This is a genomic window from Daquilactobacillus linshuiensis (genome assembly GCF_052828685.1).
Genome location: NZ_CM128255.1, coordinates 703532 through 724281, shown reverse-complemented (window position 1 = coordinate 724281; position 20750 = coordinate 703532). Strand labels below are relative to the sequence as shown.

Annotated in this window: 20 protein-coding genes; 17 read left to right on the top strand and 3 right to left on the bottom strand. The window is 29.7% G+C overall.

Features of this window, described 5'->3' with window-relative positions; translation table 11 throughout:
• Positions 1-66: 66 nt before the first annotated feature.
• The 13 genes from ACUV9F_RS03795 to ACUV9F_RS03735 all read left to right on the top strand — a co-directional run bounded on the left by ACUV9F_RS03795 (position 67) and on the right by ACUV9F_RS03735 (position 12413).
• The gene (locus ACUV9F_RS03795; RefSeq protein ID WP_446183035.1) at positions 67-909 is read left to right on the top strand and encodes a DegV family protein; all 843 of its coding nucleotides are present in this window, start codon (positions 67-69) and stop codon (positions 907-909) included.
• Between the two features lie 45 nt (positions 910-954).
• Complete coding sequence (locus ACUV9F_RS03790) at positions 955-1767, top strand: SGNH/GDSL hydrolase family protein (protein ID WP_446183034.1); 813 nt, start codon at positions 955-957, stop codon at positions 1765-1767.
• Positions 1768-1774: 7 nt separating this feature from the next.
• Complete coding sequence (locus tag ACUV9F_RS03785) at positions 1775-2359, top strand: YpmS family protein (RefSeq protein ID WP_446183033.1); 585 nt, start codon at positions 1775-1777, stop codon at positions 2357-2359.
• A 2-nt stretch (positions 2360-2361) separates the two neighbouring features.
• Complete coding sequence (locus ACUV9F_RS03780; RefSeq protein ID WP_446183032.1) at positions 2362-2586, top strand: YozE family protein; 225 nt, start codon at positions 2362-2364, stop codon at positions 2584-2586.
• Positions 2587-2594: 8 nt separating this feature from the next.
• Positions 2595-4001 carry a S41 family peptidase gene (locus ACUV9F_RS03775; protein WP_446183031.1) on the top strand — a complete coding sequence of 469 codons (1407 nt, stop codon included), beginning with the start codon at positions 2595-2597 and terminating at the stop codon, positions 3999-4001.
• 11 nt (positions 4002-4012) lie between these two features.
• Complete coding sequence (gene ylqF, locus ACUV9F_RS03770; RefSeq protein WP_446183030.1) at positions 4013-4870, top strand: ribosome biogenesis GTPase YlqF; 858 nt, start codon at positions 4013-4015, stop codon at positions 4868-4870.
• Positions 4851-5612, top strand: coding sequence for a ribonuclease HII (locus ACUV9F_RS03765; RefSeq protein WP_446184352.1), 762 nt, complete (start codon positions 4851-4853; stop codon positions 5610-5612). Before ylqF ends, ACUV9F_RS03765 begins: the two co-directional genes overlap by 20 nt.
• 38 nt (positions 5613-5650) lie before the next feature.
• Positions 5651-6430, top strand: coding sequence for a DNA-processing protein DprA (gene dprA, locus ACUV9F_RS03760; protein WP_446183029.1), 780 nt, complete (start codon positions 5651-5653; stop codon positions 6428-6430).
• Between the two features lie 95 nt (positions 6431-6525).
• Complete coding sequence (topA, locus tag ACUV9F_RS03755) at positions 6526-8604, top strand: type I DNA topoisomerase (protein ID WP_446183028.1); 2079 nt, start codon at positions 6526-6528, stop codon at positions 8602-8604.
• A gap of 64 nt (positions 8605-8668) precedes the next feature.
• Positions 8669-9565: a tyrosine recombinase XerC gene (gene xerC / locus ACUV9F_RS03750; RefSeq protein ID WP_446184351.1), complete on the top strand. Its 897-nt coding sequence runs from the start codon at positions 8669-8671 to the stop codon at positions 9563-9565.
• A gap of 15 nt (positions 9566-9580) precedes the next feature.
• Positions 9581-10105: an ATP-dependent protease subunit HslV gene (gene hslV / locus ACUV9F_RS03745; RefSeq protein WP_446183027.1), complete on the top strand. Its 525-nt coding sequence runs from the start codon at positions 9581-9583 to the stop codon at positions 10103-10105.
• Between the two features lie 10 nt (positions 10106-10115).
• Positions 10116-11519 carry an ATP-dependent protease ATPase subunit HslU gene (hslU, locus tag ACUV9F_RS03740; RefSeq protein ID WP_446183026.1) on the top strand — a complete coding sequence of 468 codons (1404 nt, stop codon included), beginning with the start codon at positions 10116-10118 and terminating at the stop codon, positions 11517-11519.
• Positions 11520-11528: 9 nt separating this feature from the next.
• Positions 11529-12413 (top strand): aldose 1-epimerase family protein, encoded by an 885-nt coding sequence (locus ACUV9F_RS03735; protein WP_446183025.1) that lies wholly within the window; start codon positions 11529-11531, stop codon positions 12411-12413.
• Between the two features lie 78 nt (positions 12414-12491).
• Here ACUV9F_RS03735 and ACUV9F_RS03730 read toward each other — a convergent pair whose 3' ends face one another.
• The gene (locus ACUV9F_RS03730; RefSeq protein WP_446183024.1) at positions 12492-13112 is read right to left on the bottom strand and encodes an endonuclease III domain-containing protein; all 621 of its coding nucleotides are present in this window, start codon (positions 13110-13112) and stop codon (positions 12492-12494) included.
• 128 nt (positions 13113-13240) lie between these two features.
• Between ACUV9F_RS03730 and ACUV9F_RS03725 the strand changes: the two genes are divergently transcribed.
• On the top strand, positions 13241-14089 hold the full coding sequence (locus ACUV9F_RS03725; RefSeq protein ID WP_446183023.1) for an alpha/beta hydrolase: 849 nt from the start codon (positions 13241-13243) through the stop codon (positions 14087-14089).
• A 40-nt stretch (positions 14090-14129) separates the two neighbouring features.
• Here the strand turns inward: ACUV9F_RS03725 and ACUV9F_RS03720 are convergent, their stop codons facing one another.
• Positions 14130-14861: an SDR family oxidoreductase gene (locus tag ACUV9F_RS03720; protein ID WP_446183022.1), complete on the bottom strand. Its 732-nt coding sequence runs from the start codon at positions 14859-14861 to the stop codon at positions 14130-14132.
• Positions 14862-14930: 69 nt separating this feature from the next.
• Here ACUV9F_RS03720 and ACUV9F_RS03715 point away from each other — a divergent pair, with 69 nt between their 5' ends.
• The gene (locus ACUV9F_RS03715) at positions 14931-15395 is read left to right on the top strand and encodes a MerR family transcriptional regulator (RefSeq protein ID WP_446183021.1); all 465 of its coding nucleotides are present in this window, start codon (positions 14931-14933) and stop codon (positions 15393-15395) included.
• Between the two features lie 7 nt (positions 15396-15402).
• On the opposite strand, the gene plsY is transcribed toward ACUV9F_RS03715, so the two are convergent.
• Positions 15403-16032, bottom strand: coding sequence for a glycerol-3-phosphate 1-O-acyltransferase PlsY (plsY, locus tag ACUV9F_RS03710; RefSeq protein WP_446184350.1), 630 nt, complete (start codon positions 16030-16032; stop codon positions 15403-15405).
• 98 nt (positions 16033-16130) lie between these two features.
• Between plsY and parE the strand changes: the two genes are divergently transcribed.
• Positions 16131-18164: a DNA topoisomerase IV subunit B gene (gene parE / locus ACUV9F_RS03705; RefSeq protein ID WP_446183020.1), complete on the top strand. Its 2034-nt coding sequence runs from the start codon at positions 16131-16133 to the stop codon at positions 18162-18164.
• A gap of 68 nt (positions 18165-18232) precedes the next feature.
• The gene (gene parC / locus ACUV9F_RS03700; RefSeq protein ID WP_446184349.1) at positions 18233-20644 is read left to right on the top strand and encodes a DNA topoisomerase IV subunit A; all 2412 of its coding nucleotides are present in this window, start codon (positions 18233-18235) and stop codon (positions 20642-20644) included.
• The last annotated feature ends 106 nt before the right edge of the window (positions 20645-20750 follow it).

The window sequence follows — 20750 nt, the reverse complement described above, 5'->3', positions numbered from 1 at the left end:
ATGAAAATTAATTTAATTTTGATATAATCAAATTATATATTGAAAAAGAAAGTTGGGCTTAGTCAAATGGCTAAAGTACGTATTGTAACAGACTCATCAGCTCAATTAAGCAATGATGAAATTAAAAATAATAACATTAAAGTGGTTCCTTTAGATATTGTTATTGATGGCAAGCAGTTTATAGATGGTGTTGATATTACTCGTGATGAATTTATTGAAAAAATGAAATCATCAAAGCAATTACCAACAACTTCACAACCACCTATAGGTAGTTTCACTAGTGTATATGAAGAAATTTTAAACGAAGATCCAGAAACTAAAATTATATCTATTCACATGCTAGAAGATATAAGTGGTACTGTAAATGCTGCACGACAAGCTGCAGAAATGACTGAAGGAGATATCATTGTTGTTGATAGTCAGTTCACAGATTGGGGATTAACTTTCCAAGTTTTAAAAGCCGCACAATTGGCTAATGAAAACAAAGACGTAGAAGAAATATTGGTAGCTATCAAAGAAATACGCGATAAAACAGAGCTGCGTTTAGGTGTTGTTACTATTGAAAATATTTTACGTGGTGGTCGTCTTGGTAGGTTTGCAGCAACAATTTCTACGGTTTTAAACATTAACTTGGCTTTAGAAGTGGCAAATGGAAAACTAAGTATTGTAAAAAGAGGTCGTGGACGAAAAACAATAGATAAATATGTAGAGACAATTATTGAACGAATAAAAAACAATAAAGACATTAAATTTATTGGAATTTCCGATTGTGATGCAAAAGATTACTGTCAAGAAGTAAAAGAAAAAATTGAAAAAGTTGCACCAAATGTAGAAGTTGAAATTAGAACAACTAGTCCTATTATTTCAACTCATACAGGAGTTGGAGCGTTTGCAATTATTTTTTATTAAATAGAGTAGATGATAATCATCTACTTTTTTTATATGGAGAAGTTAATGAAAAAAATATTACTTATAGTTACTTTTATCTTAGTTATTTTGACGGGCGGATTTTATTATTTGAATGTTCAACAACGAAATATTCCCGTTAAAATAAAAACTGAGATAAAAGCTAAAAAAAATATAACTTTAGTTGGAGTTGGTGATTCTTTAACACACGGGGTAGGAGATTCAACTAATAATGGCGGATATGTGAACCTTATAAAGAAAAAAATAGAAAAAAAGGATAATATTAATGTTAATACAAAAAATTTTGGCGTTAGTGGTGAGACTAGTACACAGATTGATAAGAGAATAATAACTGATAAAAATTTACAGAAAAGCTTAAAAAATGCTGACATAATAACGTTAACCGTTGGTGGAAATGATTTAATGCATATATTAAAAAAATATGGATTGAAATTAACCAAGAATGAAGTGGTGAACGGTACTGATAAGTTTGAACAAAATTTGAATACATTGATTGAAAATATCAGAAGAAATAATTCCAGAGCACCAATATATTTGATTAGTATTTATAATCCTTTCGGAGTAAGTTTAAAAGAAGTAAAATATATGAATACTGCAGTTAAAAATTGGAATGGTTTATCAAAGCAAACAGCAACAGAAAACTATAAGGTTTATTTTGTAGATATAGACTCACTGTTAACTAATCCAAAAAAGAAAGTAACAGATAAACAAGGAGAAGAACAAAATCCTTATTTGTACAATAAAGATCATTTTCATCCAAATGACGAAGGATATAAGTTAATTACCAATCAGCTATATTCTCAAATGATTAAAAATAAAGATGACTGGTTAAAGAAATAGGAGATTTATGAAAAAAAGAAATTGGTGGAAAATTAGTTTTATAATTTTAATTTCATTAATATTTATAATTGGAGCATTTTTAGGATTTAAAATTATGAATCCTGAAGAATCAAATGCAAAAGTTAAAACAGCTAATAAGATGGATAAATCAGCTTTTTTAGTTACCTTGAATAAAAAGCAGGCTAATAAAATGGCAGCGGATTATATCGATCAGTTTTTAAACAATGATGATATTAAATACCAACTTGTATTAAATAAAAAGCATGCTGAAGTAACTGGGAAAGTTAAATTTATTGGATCTAAAATCAAATTTACATTAATAATGAATCCTTACCGTAGTGAAAATGGTGATATTATTTTAGAGACTAAGAAGTTAAAAGTTGGAAGTCTTTCGATACCTATAAATTTTGTAATGAATTATATTGAAAACACTTATCATTTGCCTGATTGGGTTAAACTTAATAGTAAAAAAAGAACAATTAATTTACAATTAACAAAGTTCAAAACTGAGTCGGGGTATTCATTTAAGGTTAGACAATTAGATTTAAAAAATGATGTAATTAAAGTCGAAGTTTTTAAAAAAGGAAAATAACAATGATTAGAAGTTTTTATCAGTATTTAATGACATTACGAAATCCGGATGGAAAAGATGAAATCTCACATTTTGCAAATTCAGCTTTTTATGATTTAACATTTCCTAAACAAGCCGAAGAGTATTCTGAGATATCGGAATATTTAGAGTTAAATGGCTCTTATTTACCTAGTATGGATATTTTTGATGAAGTATATCGTATGTATATAGAAAAAAATACAAGATAGGAATAATTATGAAAAAAAGATTTAATACAATAGTTTTAGTCATTTCAATTATAAGTGCATTTATCATCGGTTTTGGATCAGCATATGGAACGATAATATTTAGAAGTTTATCAAGCGTTAATTCCTTAAATGCACAAAATGTTCAGAGATTCATAACCGTTTATAATGATATAAATAGCGGATATTATAAAAAAGTAAATTCAGAAAAATTAATTAATAGTGGAATTAACGGGATGTTGAGTTCTCTTAATGATCCTTACACTCAATACATTGATTCTAGCCAGATGGAATCGTTTAATAATAATATTTCTGGTAATGTGTCAGGAATTGGAGTTGTTGTAACTTCAAGTAAGAATCAAATTATTGTTGATTCAGTTGTTAATGATTCTCCAGCAAAAAAAGCGGGAATTAAAGCAAATGATATTATTGAAAAAATTGATAATAAATCAACAAAATCAATGACCTTGGATGAAACTTCCAAATATATTAAAGGAAAAACAGGAACTAAGGTTACTCTTTCAATTAAAAGAGGAAATGAAGAGTTTAAAAAAGATATAGTTCGTGAAAAACTAATTGTTACTTCAGTTAACTATAATGTGGATTCTAAAAATAAGAATATTGGTTATATTCAAATTAGTGAATTTTCTGATAATACCGCAAAAGATTTGAAAAATGCCTTAGTTAAATTAGATAGTAAAAAGGTTAAAAGAGTTATAATTGATCTACGTTCCAATCCTGGTGGTGAGTTGGATCAAGCTGTTAGGGCGGCAAGTATGTTTGTTAAAAATGGAGATAAAATTGTATCAACTCAAGATAGATCAGGCAAAAAAGTAATCTACAAAGCAAAAAGCACATATAATGGTGGATTTAAATTTAAAAAGACTGTTAATTTGTTAGTGGATTCAAATACTGCAAGTGCTGCCGAAGTATTTACGGCAGCTTTAAATGAAAATAACGGAACTCCAATTATTGGAACAAAAACTTTTGGCAAAGGAATTGTTCAATCTGTTGTTCCTGTAGATGCAAGTTCTGAAGTGAAATTTACTTCTTCAAAATGGCTAACTCCAAAAAATAATTGGATTCATCATAAAGGGATAAAACCAACTATTGAAGTAAAATCCGATGGAATAACCAATGAAACTGGATTTAAGGATTATAAGACATACAAACTTGGAGATAAGAATAAAGATATAAAATTTGCCCAAGAAGTATTAAATAAATTAGGTTATAAAGTGCAAATCACAGGAATTTTTGACCAAGAAACTGTTAATAAAATTAAACAATATCAAAAAGATAATAATTTAAATCAAGATGGGCAATTAACTAAAAAAACAAAAGAAACAATGTTATATTCATTGGCTAAAAATTTAAAAGAAAATGACACGGTATATAAGCGTGCTCTGGATTTGAAATAGGAGAAATATTTATGGCATTACAGTGGTACCCTGGACATATGAATAAGGCAAAAAACCAAGTACAAGATAGACTAAAGCTAGTTGATGTTGTAATTGAAATTGTTGATGCAAGAATTCCTTTTTCTTCAAGAAATCCAATGTTAGATTCGATAATTAATAACAAAAAACGAGTAATCATTTTAAATAAATCCGATTTAGCCGATTCGACTTCTTCAAAAAAATGGCAAGATTATTTTGAATCTAAGGGAATCAATACGTATATTGTAGATTCAAAACATTCAAATAATATGAATAATTTAATTAACAACATAAAAAAAGAAGTAGCACAAAAAGTTGAAAAATATCAAAAAGCTGGAGTTAAGAATTATCGTATAAAAGCGATGTGTATTGGAATACCTAACGTTGGCAAATCAACTATTTTGAACAGGTTTGCAGGGAAAAATATTGCAGTAACTGGAAATAAACCGGGAGTAACTAAAAATCAAAATTGGATTAAAACAAAATTTGATTTTGATATTATTGATACTCCAGGTATTCTTTGGCCAAAAATTGAAGATGAAAAAATTGGATTAAAATTAGCTTTAACTGGAGCTATAAAAGATAGTATTTTTCATGCTGATGATGTTGCTTTGTTTGCTTTAGACTATTTTAAAAAATATTATCCTGATAAATTAAAAAAAGTATACAACTTATCAGATGAGAACTTAGGTTATGAAAATCCTGAATTATTATTGTTTTTGACTAAAAAATCAGGTATGAAAGACGACTTTGATAGAATGTCTGAAAAGATAATGATGGATATTCGAAAAGGAGTTTTAGGAAGATATACATTAGACCAAGTTGATGAGGTTGAAAATGCAATCAATTAAAGAAATAAAAACACTTTTAAGCAATTCTAGTGTTTCAGATGATATATTATTCCAATTAAAGCAAGATGAACGTAAAGGGGTTCAAAACGCCTTAAATGGCTATTATAAAAAAATAGAAAAGAAAAAGTTATTAGAACAAAAATTTCTTGAGAGAAAAAAATATGAAAATTTTCTTTGGAATCAAGGAAATATTGTTGCAGGTGTAGACGAAGTTGGTCGTGGTCCGTTAGCAGGTCCTGTTGTTACCGCTGCTGTAATATTGCCTGAGAATAATACTTTGATAGAAGTAAATGACTCAAAACAATTATCTGATAAAAAAAGACGAAAATTATACCAAGATATTTGCCAGCAGGCTTTAGATATTTCAATTGGTATTGGAAATCAGGATTTAATTGATAAAGAAAATATATATCATGCAACTGAATTAATTATGAAATCAGCTGTTGAGGATTTAAATATTACGCCGACTTATTTATTAGTTGACGCAATGACCATTCCAGTAAATATACCTCAAAAAAAGATAATAAAGGGTGATGCAAATAGTATAAGTATTGCTGCTGCAAGTATTGTTGCAAAAGAAATTCGTGATGACATAATGAATATGTATGACAAAATTTATCCTGGTTATGATTTTGCTAGAAATGTCGGATATGGGACAAAGAATCATTTAATTGGATTAGAAAAATTGGGTGTTTGTCCAATACACAGAAAAACTTTTGCACCGATAAAACAAATGGTTTAATTATTCCTTTACGTAATTTATACGTGGAGGTTTTTATTTTGAATAAATTATTCTTAAAAATTGCTGTAACTGAAGTATTGTCAAATAAAGATTTACTAAAGCTTTTAAAAATGGATAAATTTAACTTAGATTTTGTATCTAAAACATATCCAGCTAAATTTTCAAAAATAATTAATAATTCAAATTATCAAAATTTTGATAACTTGAATGTAAATATTATTACCTTTTTAGATGAAGAGTACCCAGAAAAATTAAGGGAAATCTATAATCCACCTGCTGTTTTATTTTATTATGGAAATATTAATTTAATAAAGAATGATTGTATTGGGATCGTGGGAGCTCGAGATGGATCAAATTACAGTGCTGTTTCAATTGAAAAAATTTGTCAAAACATTAAGAAAAATAAGGTTATAGTAAGCGGGATGGCAAAAGGGGTAGACTCCATGGCACATAAGAGTGCAATCAAGAATCACCTAGCGACAATTGCGGTTATGGGCACAGGAATTAATGATTGTTATCCTAAATCTAATGAAGACTTAAAACAAAAAATTCAGAATATGGGGTTAGTTTTAAGTGAATATCCGCCAAATCATAAAACTAAGCCATATAATTTTGTGCAAAGAAATAGAATAATCGCAGGTTTGTCGGATAATTTAGTTATTACAGAGGCAAAGAAAAAAAGCGGTTCTTTGATAACTGCAAGTTTAGCACTTGAAAATAATCGTAATGTCTATGCATTACCAGGTTCAATTAGTAGTCCATTATCAGAAGGAACAAATGAATTAATTCGAGATGGAGCTAATGTATTGTTGATATAAATATTAATATTTTTTAATTTAAAATTTGACAAAAGTTTATTTCCTATTTTATTATTGCTAAAGTTTGAATTTCTTAATTATGAAAGAGGAAAATTGTGCCAGCAAAAAATCTTGTTATTGTAGAGTCTCCAGCAAAGGCTAAAACTATCGAAAAATATTTAGGAAGAAACTATCATGTTATTGCAAGTATTGGACATGTTAGAGACCTTCCAAAAAGTCAAATGGGTGTTGATGTAGAGAATAATTACGAGCCCAAATATATTTCTATAAGAGGAAAAGGTCCTGTAATTAAGGATTTGAAAAAAGAAGCTAAAAAAGCTAAAAAAGTTTTTCTTGCAGCCGATCCTGATAGAGAGGGTGAAGCAATAGCTTGGCATGTTTCACATTTACTTGATTTAGATCCTAAAGGTAAAAATCGTGTGGTCTTTAATGAAATAACTAAAGATACAGTTAAGCAGGCCTTTAAGGAACCTAGAGATATAAATATGGATCTTGTTGACGCTCAACAAGCTAGAAGAATTTTAGACAGACTTGTTGGATATTCAATCAGTCCTATATTATGGCAAAAAGTAAAAAAAGGTCTTAGTGCAGGACGAGTTCAGTCAATTGCATTAAAACTTGTAATAGATCGTGAAAAAGAAATTAAAAAATTCACCCCCGAAGAATACTGGACAGTGGATGCTCAATTCACTCATGGAAAATCTAAATTTGAAGCAAAATTATACGGTGAAAAAGGTAAAAAGTCTTCTTTAGATAATAATGACGCAGTTCAAAAAATTCTTAAAAAAATAGATAAGAAAAAGAATTTTGAAATATCTGATGTGCAAAAAAAGGAAAGACGAAGATCAGCCGCAGATCCTTTTACAACAAGTTCTCTTCAACAAGAAGCTAATCGTAAGCTTAATTTCAAAACGCGAAAAACAATGATGTTAGCTCAACAACTTTATGAAGGTATAAAACTTGGTAAGGGTGAAGGAACAGTTGGATTAATTACATATATGCGTACTGATTCTAAGCGTATCTCTTCTGTTGCTAAAGCTGATGCAGCAAGTTTTATTGTCGATGAATACGGTGAAAAATATTCTTCTCATAAAGTAAGAAAAGTAAAAAATCAAGAAGGTGCTCAAGATGCCCATGAGGCTATACGTCCATCTTCAGTGTTTAGAACCCCTGAATCTGTAGAAGAATACTTGAGTAAAGATCAATTTCGTTTATATAACTTAATTTGGTCAAGATTTGTTGCTAGTCAGATGACACCAGCTGTTTTAGATACAGTAACGGCAACTATAGAACAAAATGGAGTTCAGTTTAGAGCAAATGGGTCTCAATTAAAATTTGATGGTTATCAAAGAGTTTATAAATCTACAAATGAAGATAAAGAAAAAAATAAGAAGCTTCCAAATTTAAAAACTGGAGATCTTGTTTCACTAAATAAAACAAACCCAGAACAACATTTCACACAACCACCAGCTAGATACTCTGAAGCTTCTTTAGTTAAAGCACTAGAGGAAAACGGTGTTGGTCGTCCCTCAACATATGCACCAACAATTGACACAATACAAAGAAGATATTACGTAAAACTTAATGGTAAAAGTTTTGAGCCAACAGAACTTGGCGAGATAGTAGATTCATTAATAGAAGAATATTTCCCTGATATTGTTAATATTGAATTTACAGCTAAGCTTGAAGATCAGCTTGATGAAATTGAAATTGGTGATGAAAATTGGGTAAAAGTTGTTGATGAATATTACAAACCTTTTGAAAAAGAGCTAAATGTTGCAGAAAAGGAAATTGAAAAAGTTCAGATAAAAGATGAACCTGCAGGAATTGATTGTGAAGTTTGTGGTGCTCCTATGGTTATTAAGATGGGGCGTTATGGCAAATTTTATGCATGTAGTCGTTTTCCTGATTGTCGTAATACATTGGCAATTACAAAAGAAATAGGTGTAATTTGTCCTAAATGTCATGAAGGGCAAGTTATAGAACGCAAATCAAAACGCAATAGAATATTTTATGGTTGTTCAAGATATCCAGATTGTGATTTTGTTGATTGGAATAAGCCCGTTGGGAGGGACTGTCCAAAAGATGGTCATTATTTAGTTGAAAAGAAAGTTAAAGGTGGTCGCCAAGTTGTATGTCCAAATGGTGATTATGAAGAAACTGTTCAAAAATAAAATATTTTGTGTCACCTTCGTTTACTTGTGGTAATCTATCATGTAATCGGAGGTTTTTTTATTGATAGAGAAATTAATTAATGAGTATCTGAAGTATTTAACAGTCGATAGAAATTATTCGAAACAGACTATTAAAGCTTATGGTGAGGATATAAATAAATTTATTGTTTTTTTAAAAAACCAAGGTGAGTTTACTCAGTTAGGTGAAGTTAATAATATTGATATCGATGCTTATTTAGAATATATGGACAAAAAAAACTATTCTATTGATACAATTCAAAGAAGAATTTCTTCACTGCGTTCTTTTTTTAAATATCTTCAAAGAAATAATAAAATAACTAATGATCCATTTGATCTGGTTCAGTTAAAAAGAAAAGGTCGTAAATTACCAAGATTTTTTTATCAAAAAGAAATTGATATTTTATTTAATACTGTTAAGGGAACAAAACCACTTGCACAAAGAAACTCTGTTATTTTAGAATTATTATATGGTACAGGTATGCGTGTGAGTGAGCTGTCTAATTTGACATTGCCACAAATTGATATGAGCATGAATGTCATTTTGGTTCATGGTAAAGGTAATAAGGATAGATATGTTCCATTTGGCGAATATGCCAAAAAAGCTTTGAAGATATATTTAAATGATGGTAGAAAAAAATTACTTAAAACTGTAGATGAAGATGATAAGTTTTTATTAGTCAATAATAAAGGTAAACAACTTACTTCTAGAGGAATTGAGTATGTACTAGATGAATTAATAAAAAAGACTAGTTTAACCGCTGATATTCATCCGCATATGTTGCGTCATACTTTTGCAACTCATATGCTTGATAATGGTGCTGACTTAAGAACTGTTCAAGAACTTTTAGGGCATAGTAGTTTATCAACAACACAGATATATACACACGTAACAATGGAACATTTACAAAAAGATTATAGGAATTTCTTCCCAAGATCTTAAAAAAGGAGAAGTATTATGACAACAATATGTGCAGTAAAAAATAATGGTAAAACAGCTATAGCTGGTGATGGACAAGTTACAATGAGCGAAAAATTTATTATGAAAGGTACAGCTCAAAAAGTTCGTCGTATCTATGATGATAACGTAATAATTGGTTTTGCAGGAGGAGTAGCAGATGCTTTCACCCTTCAAGAGTGGTTTGAGGAAAAATTAAAAAGTTATTCTGGAAATTTAAAAAGAGCTGCAGTTGAGTTAGCTCAAGACTGGCGTAAGGATCCAACCTTACAAAAGCTTGAGGCTTTATTAATTGCAATGGATGAAGATAATATTTTATTGATTTCTGGTAATGGTGAAGTTATTGAACCAGATGAAGATGTTATTGCAATAGGTTCAGGTGGTAATTTTGCACAAGCAGCAGCAACTGCTATGATAAGACACAGCAAGGAAATGACTGCTGAAGAAATTGCTAAAGAAGCTATAAATATTGCTTCTAGCATTGATGTTTATACAAATCAAAATATAATTACCGATAAATTTTAAGGTGGATAAGATGAACGAACAAAAAACTCCTAAACAAATAGTTTCTGATTTAGATGAATATATTATTGGACAACAAGATGCAAAAAAATCTGTTGCCATTGCTTTATATAATCGTTACAGAAGAACACAATTACCAACCAATCAGCAACAAGATATTACGCCTAAAAATTTAATGATGATAGGTCCTACAGGTGTTGGTAAGACTGAAATTGCTAGAAGATTAGCCAAAATAGTGAAAGCTCCTTTTATAAAGATTGAAGCAACAAAATTCACAGAAGTAGGATATGTAGGTAGGGATGTTGAATCTATGATTAGAGATTTAACTGATGTTGCTGTACAAATGGAAGAAAAAGAAGAATTTAAACTGGTACGGAATGATGCTATTAAAGAAGCTGATAAAAAATTAGTTAAAATTCTTGCTCCGGGTGTTAAAAAGCAAACTCGTCAAAATAACATGGCTGATATGATGCAAATGTTAAATAACTTGTCTAACGGACAAATGCCAGGAAATGATGACGATCAAGAAGAAGTAACAGATGAGATTAGAAACAGACGACTAAGTATTAAAGAACAACTAGATAAGGGACTTTTAAATGATCAGGAAGTAACAGTTCAACTTGAAGAGACATCTAAGGTTGGCCCAATGAATGATACTATGGGAACAATGGGAGTAGATATGAGCTCTATGTTGAATAACATAATGCCTAAAAAGAAAGTATCAAGAACACTTCCTGTAAAAGAAGCACGTGAATTATTAATAAAAGAAGAATCCAACAAAATAGTAAATCATGATAAGATTTATCAAAATGCAATCGACTTAGTGCAAAATAAGGGAATAATTTTCATTGATGAGTTTGATAAGATTGCTGCGGGAAACAAAAAAAATAGTGGTGAAGTTTCAAGAGAAGGGGTACAAAGAGACATTTTACCAATAGTAGAAGGTTCTCAAGTTAATACTAAATATGGACCAGTTAATACAGACCATATTTTATTTATTGCTTCAGGGGCTTTTGCTGAAAGTAAACCAAGTGATTTAATTGCAGAACTACAAGGAAGATTTCCTATTCGAGTTGAACTTGATGAACTAAGTCAAGAAGATTTTATTAATATTCTAACCGTTCCTAATAATGCATTAGTAAAGCAATACATGTCTTTGATTAATACAGATGGAATAAAATTAACTTTCACAAAAGAAGCAATTGAAGAAATTGCGCGAATTGCGTATGAATTAAATCGTGAAAATGAAAATATAGGTGCAAGAAGGTTACATACAGTTTTAGAAAAATTATTAGAAGATATACTATATGAAGCACCAGATATGCAAATGGGCGATATCACAATTACGCAAAAATATGTAGATGATCAAGTTGGAGATATCGTTGCTGATAAGGATCTTTCTAAATATATTTTATAGGTGAATAAAATGGATAAATTAATAACTTTACAAAATGAAGAAATTAAAGTAACTATTGATCCTAATGGCGCTGAGCTAGTAAGTGTTAAAGATATTGTTACTAATGTTGAATATATTTGGCAAGCTGATCCTAAAGTTTGGAAAAGACATGCTCCTGTGTTGTTTCCAATTGTTGGTAAGTTAAAAAACAATCATTATTTTTATGGGAACAATGAGTATGAAATGGGACAGCATGGTTTTGCCAGAGATATGAAATTTGATATTTCGGTGAAAAATGATAATTTTGTTTCGTTACTTTTAAAAAACAATAGTGAAACATTGAAAAAATATCCGTTTAATTTTGAATTTTACGTAAACTATACATTAAGTGGACGTTCTGTTCTTGTAAATTACCAAGTCATTAATCCAAAAGATGAAGACTTGTACTTTTCAATTGGAGCTCATCCTGGTTTTACTCTTCCGTTAGCTAATAATACTAAGTTTGAAGATTACTATTTTGAGTTTTCTCCAGAAGAAGAGAGATATAAAATTCCTTTAGAATCATCAAATATAAATCTTAAAAGCCATTTCAAGACTAGTGAAAGCAAATATTTAATAAGTCATGATTTATTTAAAGATGATGCTTTAATATTTGAACTTGAAGGGACAAATACTGTATCAATAAAAAGTGATAAGACTTCTTATGGAGTTGAAATTTCTTCAGATAATGCTGAATTTGTTGGATTATGGTCAACTTATCCAACAAAGGGTAATTTTGTTTGTATTGAACCTTGGTGGGGAATTGCCGATACTAATGAAACTAGTGGTAATTTTGAAGAGAAATATGCTATTAAGATTTTAAAAAATAAAAATGATGAATTTAATGCTAATTATTCAATTAAATTTAGTAAGTAAAACGAGCTATGACAGAAATCGTTTAGTAATTGAGCATTAAGGAAGAATAGCTTGTAATCATATGTTTATGATTACAAGCTATTTTTTTAAAATAGAATTTAAAAAATCAGAACTGTGTTCATCAATTAATGCGTGAAATTCCTGAAGTTGAATGGTATTCATATTATTAAGTTCTGATTCCATCATAGATTTAACTTTTTGATAGGTTAATTTTTTATAATCAATTCCTTCAAGTTCTGATATCAAAACTCTTGAATATTTATCTGCTACAAATACACGTCTATTAAATATATAAAGTAGTATAACATCTGCAGTTTCGTCACCTATGCCATGGATATTAAGCAGTGCTTTTCTTAGTTCATTTGTTGATATATATTTCTCATTAATTAATCTTATATTCCAATTATATTGCTTAAAGAATCTCAAAAGAGAAAATATAGATTTGCTCTTGTTAATATAAAAGCCACTTGGTTTAATGAGTTTAATTAGTTCGCCTTGTGATAATGTGAGAATAACTTGTGGTTCTAGATTAGTTTTTCTTTTTAAGTTAGATAGAGATTTTTCGACATTCTTCCAGTTTGTATTTTGAACTAATATAGCACCAATCATCATTTCCCATTCTGAATCAGCTGGCCACCAATATTGTGGACCAAACTTTTTATATAGGAAATTATATAAAAAATAATAGTCATATTTCATTGATATATTCTCCTTATAAGTAAATTAACACTTAATAAAGATAAATGTTAGACGAAAAATAATTCTAAGTATATTATCACTGTAAAAGAAGTTAATGTTGTTTTTTTAAAAGGAATGGCAAATTTAATATGAAGAAAAAATTAAGAACAGTAACAATTTCAGTAATATTACTTTTTATTTTCTTACTGGGATGGATAATAGTTAGACAAAATACTAATCAAAAGATAATAAATCCTGGTAAATATGAGCCAATACTCTTTTTTCATGGATTTGGTAGCAGCCACAATGCTGAAAAACAAATGGCTAATAGTCTAGTTAACGCAGGAATTACCAAGACAATTATCAGAGCTAACGTTGAAAAAAATGGGAAGGTTAAGTTGCTAGGTAATTTTAATAGAAGTGATTATCGACCAGTAGTTGAGATTGAATTTGAAGATAATAAAAATTCAAAGTCAGAAACTTTAAGTAATTGGACAAAAAATGTAATTGTTAAACTTCAAGATAAATATCATATTGAAAAATTTGATATGGTAGGCCATTCAATGGGGAATATGGCAATTATGTTTTATCTTTTAAATAATAATGAAAAAAATAGTCATTTACCTATATTAAAAAAACAAATCGATATAGCAGGACCTTTTAATGGTATTTTGGCAAGAGACGACAAGCCTAATAAAATGAAGTTAAATAAAGACGGAAAACCAAATTGGATGAATGATAATTATAAGAAGTTATTAAAACTAAAATATTCTTATCCCAAGAATCAAGTAGATATATTAAATATTTATGGCAATAAAAATGATGGTTCAAATTCAGACGGTTCCGTAAGCAATGCATCCGCTATGTCTTTACGATATCTGGTAAAAAATAATGCAAAAACATATACCGAAAAGATGATAGTCGGAAAAAATGCTCAGCATAGCAAATTACATGAAAATAAAGAAGTAGATCAATTATTAATAAGATTTTTAAAATAAAAAAGAATTAACTGAACTGAATTTCAGTTAATTCTTTTTGTTAAGCATCTTGTAAAGTAGCGGCTATATCAATCTCTCTTATATTTACTTCTTGAGGCATATCATAGATGAATTTTACACTCTCAGCAACATGTACAGGGTCTAACGTAATTCCGCCCATTGATTTTTTCCAATCATTATAATCAGATAATGCATTTTGATCTGTGACGTGAGTTAATAATTCTGTTTCGGCTGCGCCTGGAGCAACTAATGAAATTCTAACACCACTTCCAGAAACTTCTTGACGAATAGTTTCACTTAACCCGTGAACACCAAATTTAGATGCAACATATGCCGCATGATTAACAAAAGCTTTAAATCCAGCAATTGAAGACATATTTATGATAGTTCCATGATGTCTATTTTTCATATCTTCTAAGACAATCTTTGTGCCATTTAATACTCCTAATACATTGGTATCAAGCATATTTTTCCATTCTATTGGATCTTGTGCCATTACGTTACCAAGAAGCATAATTCCAGCATTATTAACGAGTAAGTCTGTTTTTCCATAAATCTCTTCAGCTTTTTTAATTGCTGAATCAAAAGCTGAAATATCAGTCACATCTACTTTTTCAACTAAAACATTGTCAAAATTCAATGGTAATTCTTTAATTTTTTCTATACGTCTTCCAAGTAAAAGCAGTGGATAGCCATCTTTATTAAATATTTTTGCAATTTCAGATCCAAATCCTGAGCTTGCACCAGTAATTACTACTAATCCTTTTTTCATTAATTTTTCTCCTTTTGAATAATAAAGGTATAATAACAGTTAAACTTAACTTTAAGTCAAGGAGAAATTATGAAAAATTATTCAATTGGAGAAATTTCAAAAAAGACCAATATGTCAACTTCAACTATAAGATACTATGAAAAAGAGGGACTATTGCCATTTATAAAAAGAGATTCTGCTCAAAGAAGAAAATTTAACGATGTTGACTTAGGATTTTTAGAAGTAATTGACTGTATGAAAAAATCTGCAATTCCAATAAAAGAAATAGCAGATTTTATGGAACTATGTATGAAAGGTGATTCAACACTTAATGATAGGTATAATTTTTTGGATAAACATGAAGCCCAACTAATACAAAAAATTCATGATTTAGAAGATAATTTAGAATTCTTACGTTGGAAAAAATGGTATTACAAACGAGCAATGGAGTCAGGAACTGAAGAAGTAAATTTTTTAGAAAATAGTAGGGTAGTTGATCCTGAATTAAAAGAAAACTATGAAAAAAATATTATTCATAAAAAATTGAAATATTAAAAAACAGCTATTTGCTGTTTTTATTTCTTAAATAATGAACTAAACCAAAGTCAAGAATATTCTCGTTACCTTGTATGAGTCTTTTAATATTTTCTTTGTGTCTTATAAATATAAAAATCGTAACAATAATTGCAATAGCCGAAAATATAAAGTCTTTATAGAATAAACTTGCAATTGATAAAAATGTCAGAGTCGTTAAACTAGATAAACTAACGGTACTAGTTATAAGTACTAGAATTAAAAAAGTTGCGAATGTAAAGATAAATAGTATTGGATTAAAAGCAAGTAAAATTCCTGCACTTGTAGCAACAGCTTTTCCACCTTTAAAATTAATAAAAATAGAAAAACAGTGTCCTAAAACAGCAGCAAATCCAATATAAAGCATGTAGTGATGGTCTGTTATTCCCAAGAATATAGGAATAAATGATCCTAAAGTACCCTTTAAAATATCAATAATCATTGTAAAAGTTGCAGGAATGGGTCCAAGAACTCTATATGCATTTGTTGTACCTACATTTTTACTTCCCAACTTTAAAACGTTTTTTTTGTAGAATATTTTTCCAATTACGTAAGCTGATGGGAATGAACCAATAAGGTATGATAAAATTATACTTATTAAAATTTTCAAATTAATCACCATAAATTTTTATTTACTTAAATAAAGTATTTTATTTATTATAGAATATATTGAGTGATTTGAAAAAAGATTATTTAGTAAAAGAAGGAATTATTATTATGGCAAATTCAAAATCATCTTATGATGATTCGTCTATTCAAATTCTTGAAGGATTAGATGCGGTTAGAAAAAGACCAGGAATGTATATTGGTTCTACTGATGTAAGAGGATTGCATCATTTAGTATATGAAATTGTTGATAATGCCGTTGATGAAGCTTTGTCAGGTTTTGGAAATGACATAAAATTAACAATTAATTCAGATAGCAGTATTACTGTTCAAGATTATGGTCGAGGAATGCCCACTGGTATGCATGCTTCTGGCAAACCAACTATTGAAGTTATATTAACTGTGTTGCATGCAGGTGGAAAATTTTCTGAAAGTAATTATAAAACGTCAGGTGGCTTGCATGGTGTTGGTTCTTCTGTAGTCAATGCATTATCTGAATGGATGACTGTTCGAGTAGTCAGAGATAGGGAAGTTTTTGAGGAGAGATTTGAAAATGGTGGACATCCAGTAGGTACTTTGAAAAAAACTGGTACTACTAAAGAACCAAATGGAACAACTATTTCTTTTAAGCCAGATAGTTCAATTTTTTCTACTACTAATTTTAATTATGAAACTTTAGCAGAAAGAATAAGAGAATCGGCTTTTTTGCTTAAAGGTGTCAAGTTTACCATGACTGACAATAGACCGGGAAAAGAAAAACAAGAAGTATTTCTTTTTGAAGACGGTATCCAATCATTTGTAAAATACCTAAACGAAGGAAAAGATACTTTAGGTAACATTATTTATTTTGAAGGTGAGAATCAAGAAATAGAGATTGAATTCTCTGCTCAATATAACGATGGTTATTCGGAAAATATTATTTCTTTTGTTAATAATGTTAGAACTGGCGATGGTGGAACTCACGAAGCTGGTATGAAATCAGGATTAACTAAAGCTTTTAACGAATATGCTAGAAAAGTTGGACTTCTTAAAGAAAATAGTAAAAATCTTGAAGGTACAGATGTGCGAGAAGGTATAAGTGCTGTATTATCGGTGAGAATTCCTGAAGAGTTATTGCAGTTTGAAGGTCAAACAAAGGGTAAACTTGGAACGACTCAAGCAAGGTCTGCAGTCGATAATTTAATATATGAACAAATGACTTTTTTCTTAATGGAAAACGGTGAATTTGCCCAAACATTAGTGAAAAAAGCTATAAAAGCTCGAGAAGCTCGAGAAGCAGCCCGAAAAGCTCGTGAAAATACCAGAAATGACAAACGTAAGAAAAAAAATGATGGTTTACTATCAGGTAAACTTACACCGGCACAATCAAAGAATTCAGCAAAAAATGAGCTCTACTTAGTAGAGGGTGATTCAGCTGGTGGCTCTGCTAAACAAGGCAGAGATAGAAAGTTTCAAGCTATTTTACCTTTAAGAGGTAAGGTATTAAATACTCAAAAAGCAAAACTAGAAGATATTTTCAAAAATGAAGAAATTAATACCATGATTTATACAATTGGTGCAGGTGTTGGTCCAGAGTTTAAATTAGAAGATAGTAACTATGATAAAATTATTATTATGACTGATGCGGATACTGATGGAGCGCATATTCAAACACTACTTTTAACATTTTTTTATCGTTATATGAGACCCCTTGTTGAAGCTGGTAAAGTTTATATTGCTCTTCCACCTCTATATAAATTACAAAAAGGCAATGGAGCAAAAACAAAAATTGAATATGCATGGACAGATGATGAATTGACTCAAGCAACAAAGACGATCGGTAAGGGGTACTCTCTTCAAAGATTTAAAGGGTTGGGAGAAATGAATGCTGATCAACTTTGGGAGACAACTATGGACCCGGATAATAGAACTTTAATTAAAGTTGTTATTGAAGATGCTGCTTTAGCGGAACGTCGTGTTACTACTTTGATGGGGGATAAGGTTGCACCTAGAAGAACATGGATTGAAAATAATGTTCGTTTTACTCTGGAAGAAGATGGAAGTATTTTAGATACAACTAATTCTGATCAACCACAAAAAAATGAGGAAGTTGTTGATGACTTATTAAAACAAACGTCACAGACTTCTTTAGATCTTGAAATATAAAGTGAGTGAAAATTTTGGAAAAAACAAATGAAAAACAAAGAATACAAGAACTATCTCTTGAAGACATTATGGGCGATAGATTTGGAAGATATTCTAAGTATATTATTCAAGAACGAGCTTTACCTGACATTAGAGATGGACTAAAACCAGTTCAAAGACGTATTCTATACGCTATGAATCTAGATGGGAATACTTTTGACAAAGGATTTAGAAAGTCTGCTAAATCTGTTGGTAATGTTATGGGTAACTTTCATCCACATGGTGACAGTTCAATTTATGAAGCGATGGTACGCTTGAGCCAGGATTGGAAGTTAAGAGAACCTCTTATTGAAATGCATGGTAATAATGGATCTATGGATGGAGATCCTCCAGCTGCAATGCGTTATACAGAAGCTAGACTAAGCAAAATTTCTGGTGAAATGTTAAAAGATATCAATAAAAAAACAGTTGATATGGTATTAAATTTTGATGATACTGCTGAAGAACCAACAGTGTTACCAGCAAAATTTCCTAATTTATTAGTTAATGGAGCAACAGGTATATCTTCTGGTTACGCTACTGAGATTCCGCCGCATAACTTACAAGAGGTAATTGATGGAACTATTAAATTGATTGACGATCCTGAAGCTTCACTAGGAGAATTAATGTCAATAATTAAAGGCCCAGATTTTCCTACTGGAGGAATCTTACAAGGTAAGGACGGAATAAAAAATGCCTATGAAACTGGTCGTGGAAAGGTTGTATTACGTTCTAAAACTGAAATTGTTCCATTACGTGGGCATAAGAGTCAGATTGAAGTTTCTGAAATTCCTTACGAAGTAAATAAGGCTGTGTTGGTTAAAAAAATAGACGAATTAAGAGTGTTAAAAAAGGTTGAAGGAATTTCTGAAGTTCGTGATGAATCAGATAGAAAAGGTTTATCAATCGTAATAGAACTAAAAAAAGATACAGATGCACAAGGTATTTTAAACTACTTATTTAAAAATACTGATTTACAAATTTCGTATAATTTCAATATGGTTGCTATTGATGATATGAGACCACAACAAGTTGGCTTAATTCAAATTCTTAAAGCATATATCTCACATCAAAAAGATGTAATTATTCGTAGAAGTAAATTTGATCTAAATAAAGCTAATAAACGTCTTCATATTGTACAAGGATTAATTAAAGCTTTATCCATTCTTGATGATGTTATAAAAACTATTCGTGCGAGCCAAAATAAAAGTGACGCAAAAAATAATTTAGTAAAGAAATTTGAATTTACAGAAGAACAAGCTGAAGCAATAGTTTCACTTCAACTTTATCGTTTAACTAATACAGACGTAACTGATTTAGAAAAAGAAGATAAAGAGTTAAATGTTCAGATAAAAAAACTTTCAAAAATTTTAAATGACGAATCAACACTTATGAATGTCATAAAAAAAGAATTAGAGTCCATTAAGGAAAAGTATGGTAACAAACGCCTAACAAAGATTGAAGACGAAGTTCAAAATATTGAGATTGATAAAAGTGCAATAATTCCACATGAAAATGTTCGTGTATTGATAAGTAAAGATGGATATATTAAACGCAGTAGTGTCAGATCATATACAGCTTCTGACAATAATGATAATGGCTTAAAAGAAGAAGACTATCCAATTTTTGATAAAGAAGTTGATACCTTAGATCATTTATTCATATTTACGAATAAGGGAAATCTTGTATATAGACAAGTACATGAAATAAGCGATAGTAGGTGGAAAGATACTGGAGCTCATCTATCGCAAGAAGTCGGATTATCCAATGATGAAAAAATTATTGATGTATATAGTTTTAATTCGTTAGATCAAAAAGGAAGTTTTGTTTTTGGAACTAATGACAGTTATGTAAAACAAGTTCTTTTTAAAGACTTACTGCCTGGAAGAACATATAAATCACGTGCAATAACTTCAATGAAAATGCATAGTGAAAATTCAGAAATGTTACATGCATTTTATATCGACTTTGAACAAAGTAATCAATTAGTCTATGTATTTACAAGAAAATCATATTCATTAGCTTTTAATTTGGATGAAGTTCCAATCGTTGGTGCAAAAGCAGCTGGTGTCAAATTTGTTGGGTTAAAGGATAATGATTATATTGTTAATTTTGCATTGGCTAGTTCAAAAGAAGAATTGATAGTATTAGTTACACAACGCGGTTCTTATAAGCAAATGAAATTATCAGAAATACCTATTACAAGTCGTACAAGAAGAGGAGTAATAACTTTAAGAGAATTAAAAACAAATTCACATGAAGTACAATTAGTTGAATTAGTTGATAATACTGATATTATAAACATAATTACTGATAAGAATAATATTATTGAAGTTGATGTGACTAAACATCCTAATGTTGATAGATATTCTAATGGAACATTTATCCTAGATGTTAATAGTGATGGGATGCCTATGAGAATTCAGAAACTAAAAAATGATGTATCCGAATCGGTTGATTAATTATAAATAACAATAATTACTTTTTATGTTTATTAAATAGAGTGTAATTGTTATAATTACTTATGATATCTATAAAAATATTGAAATATATAAATTAAGCTGAGAG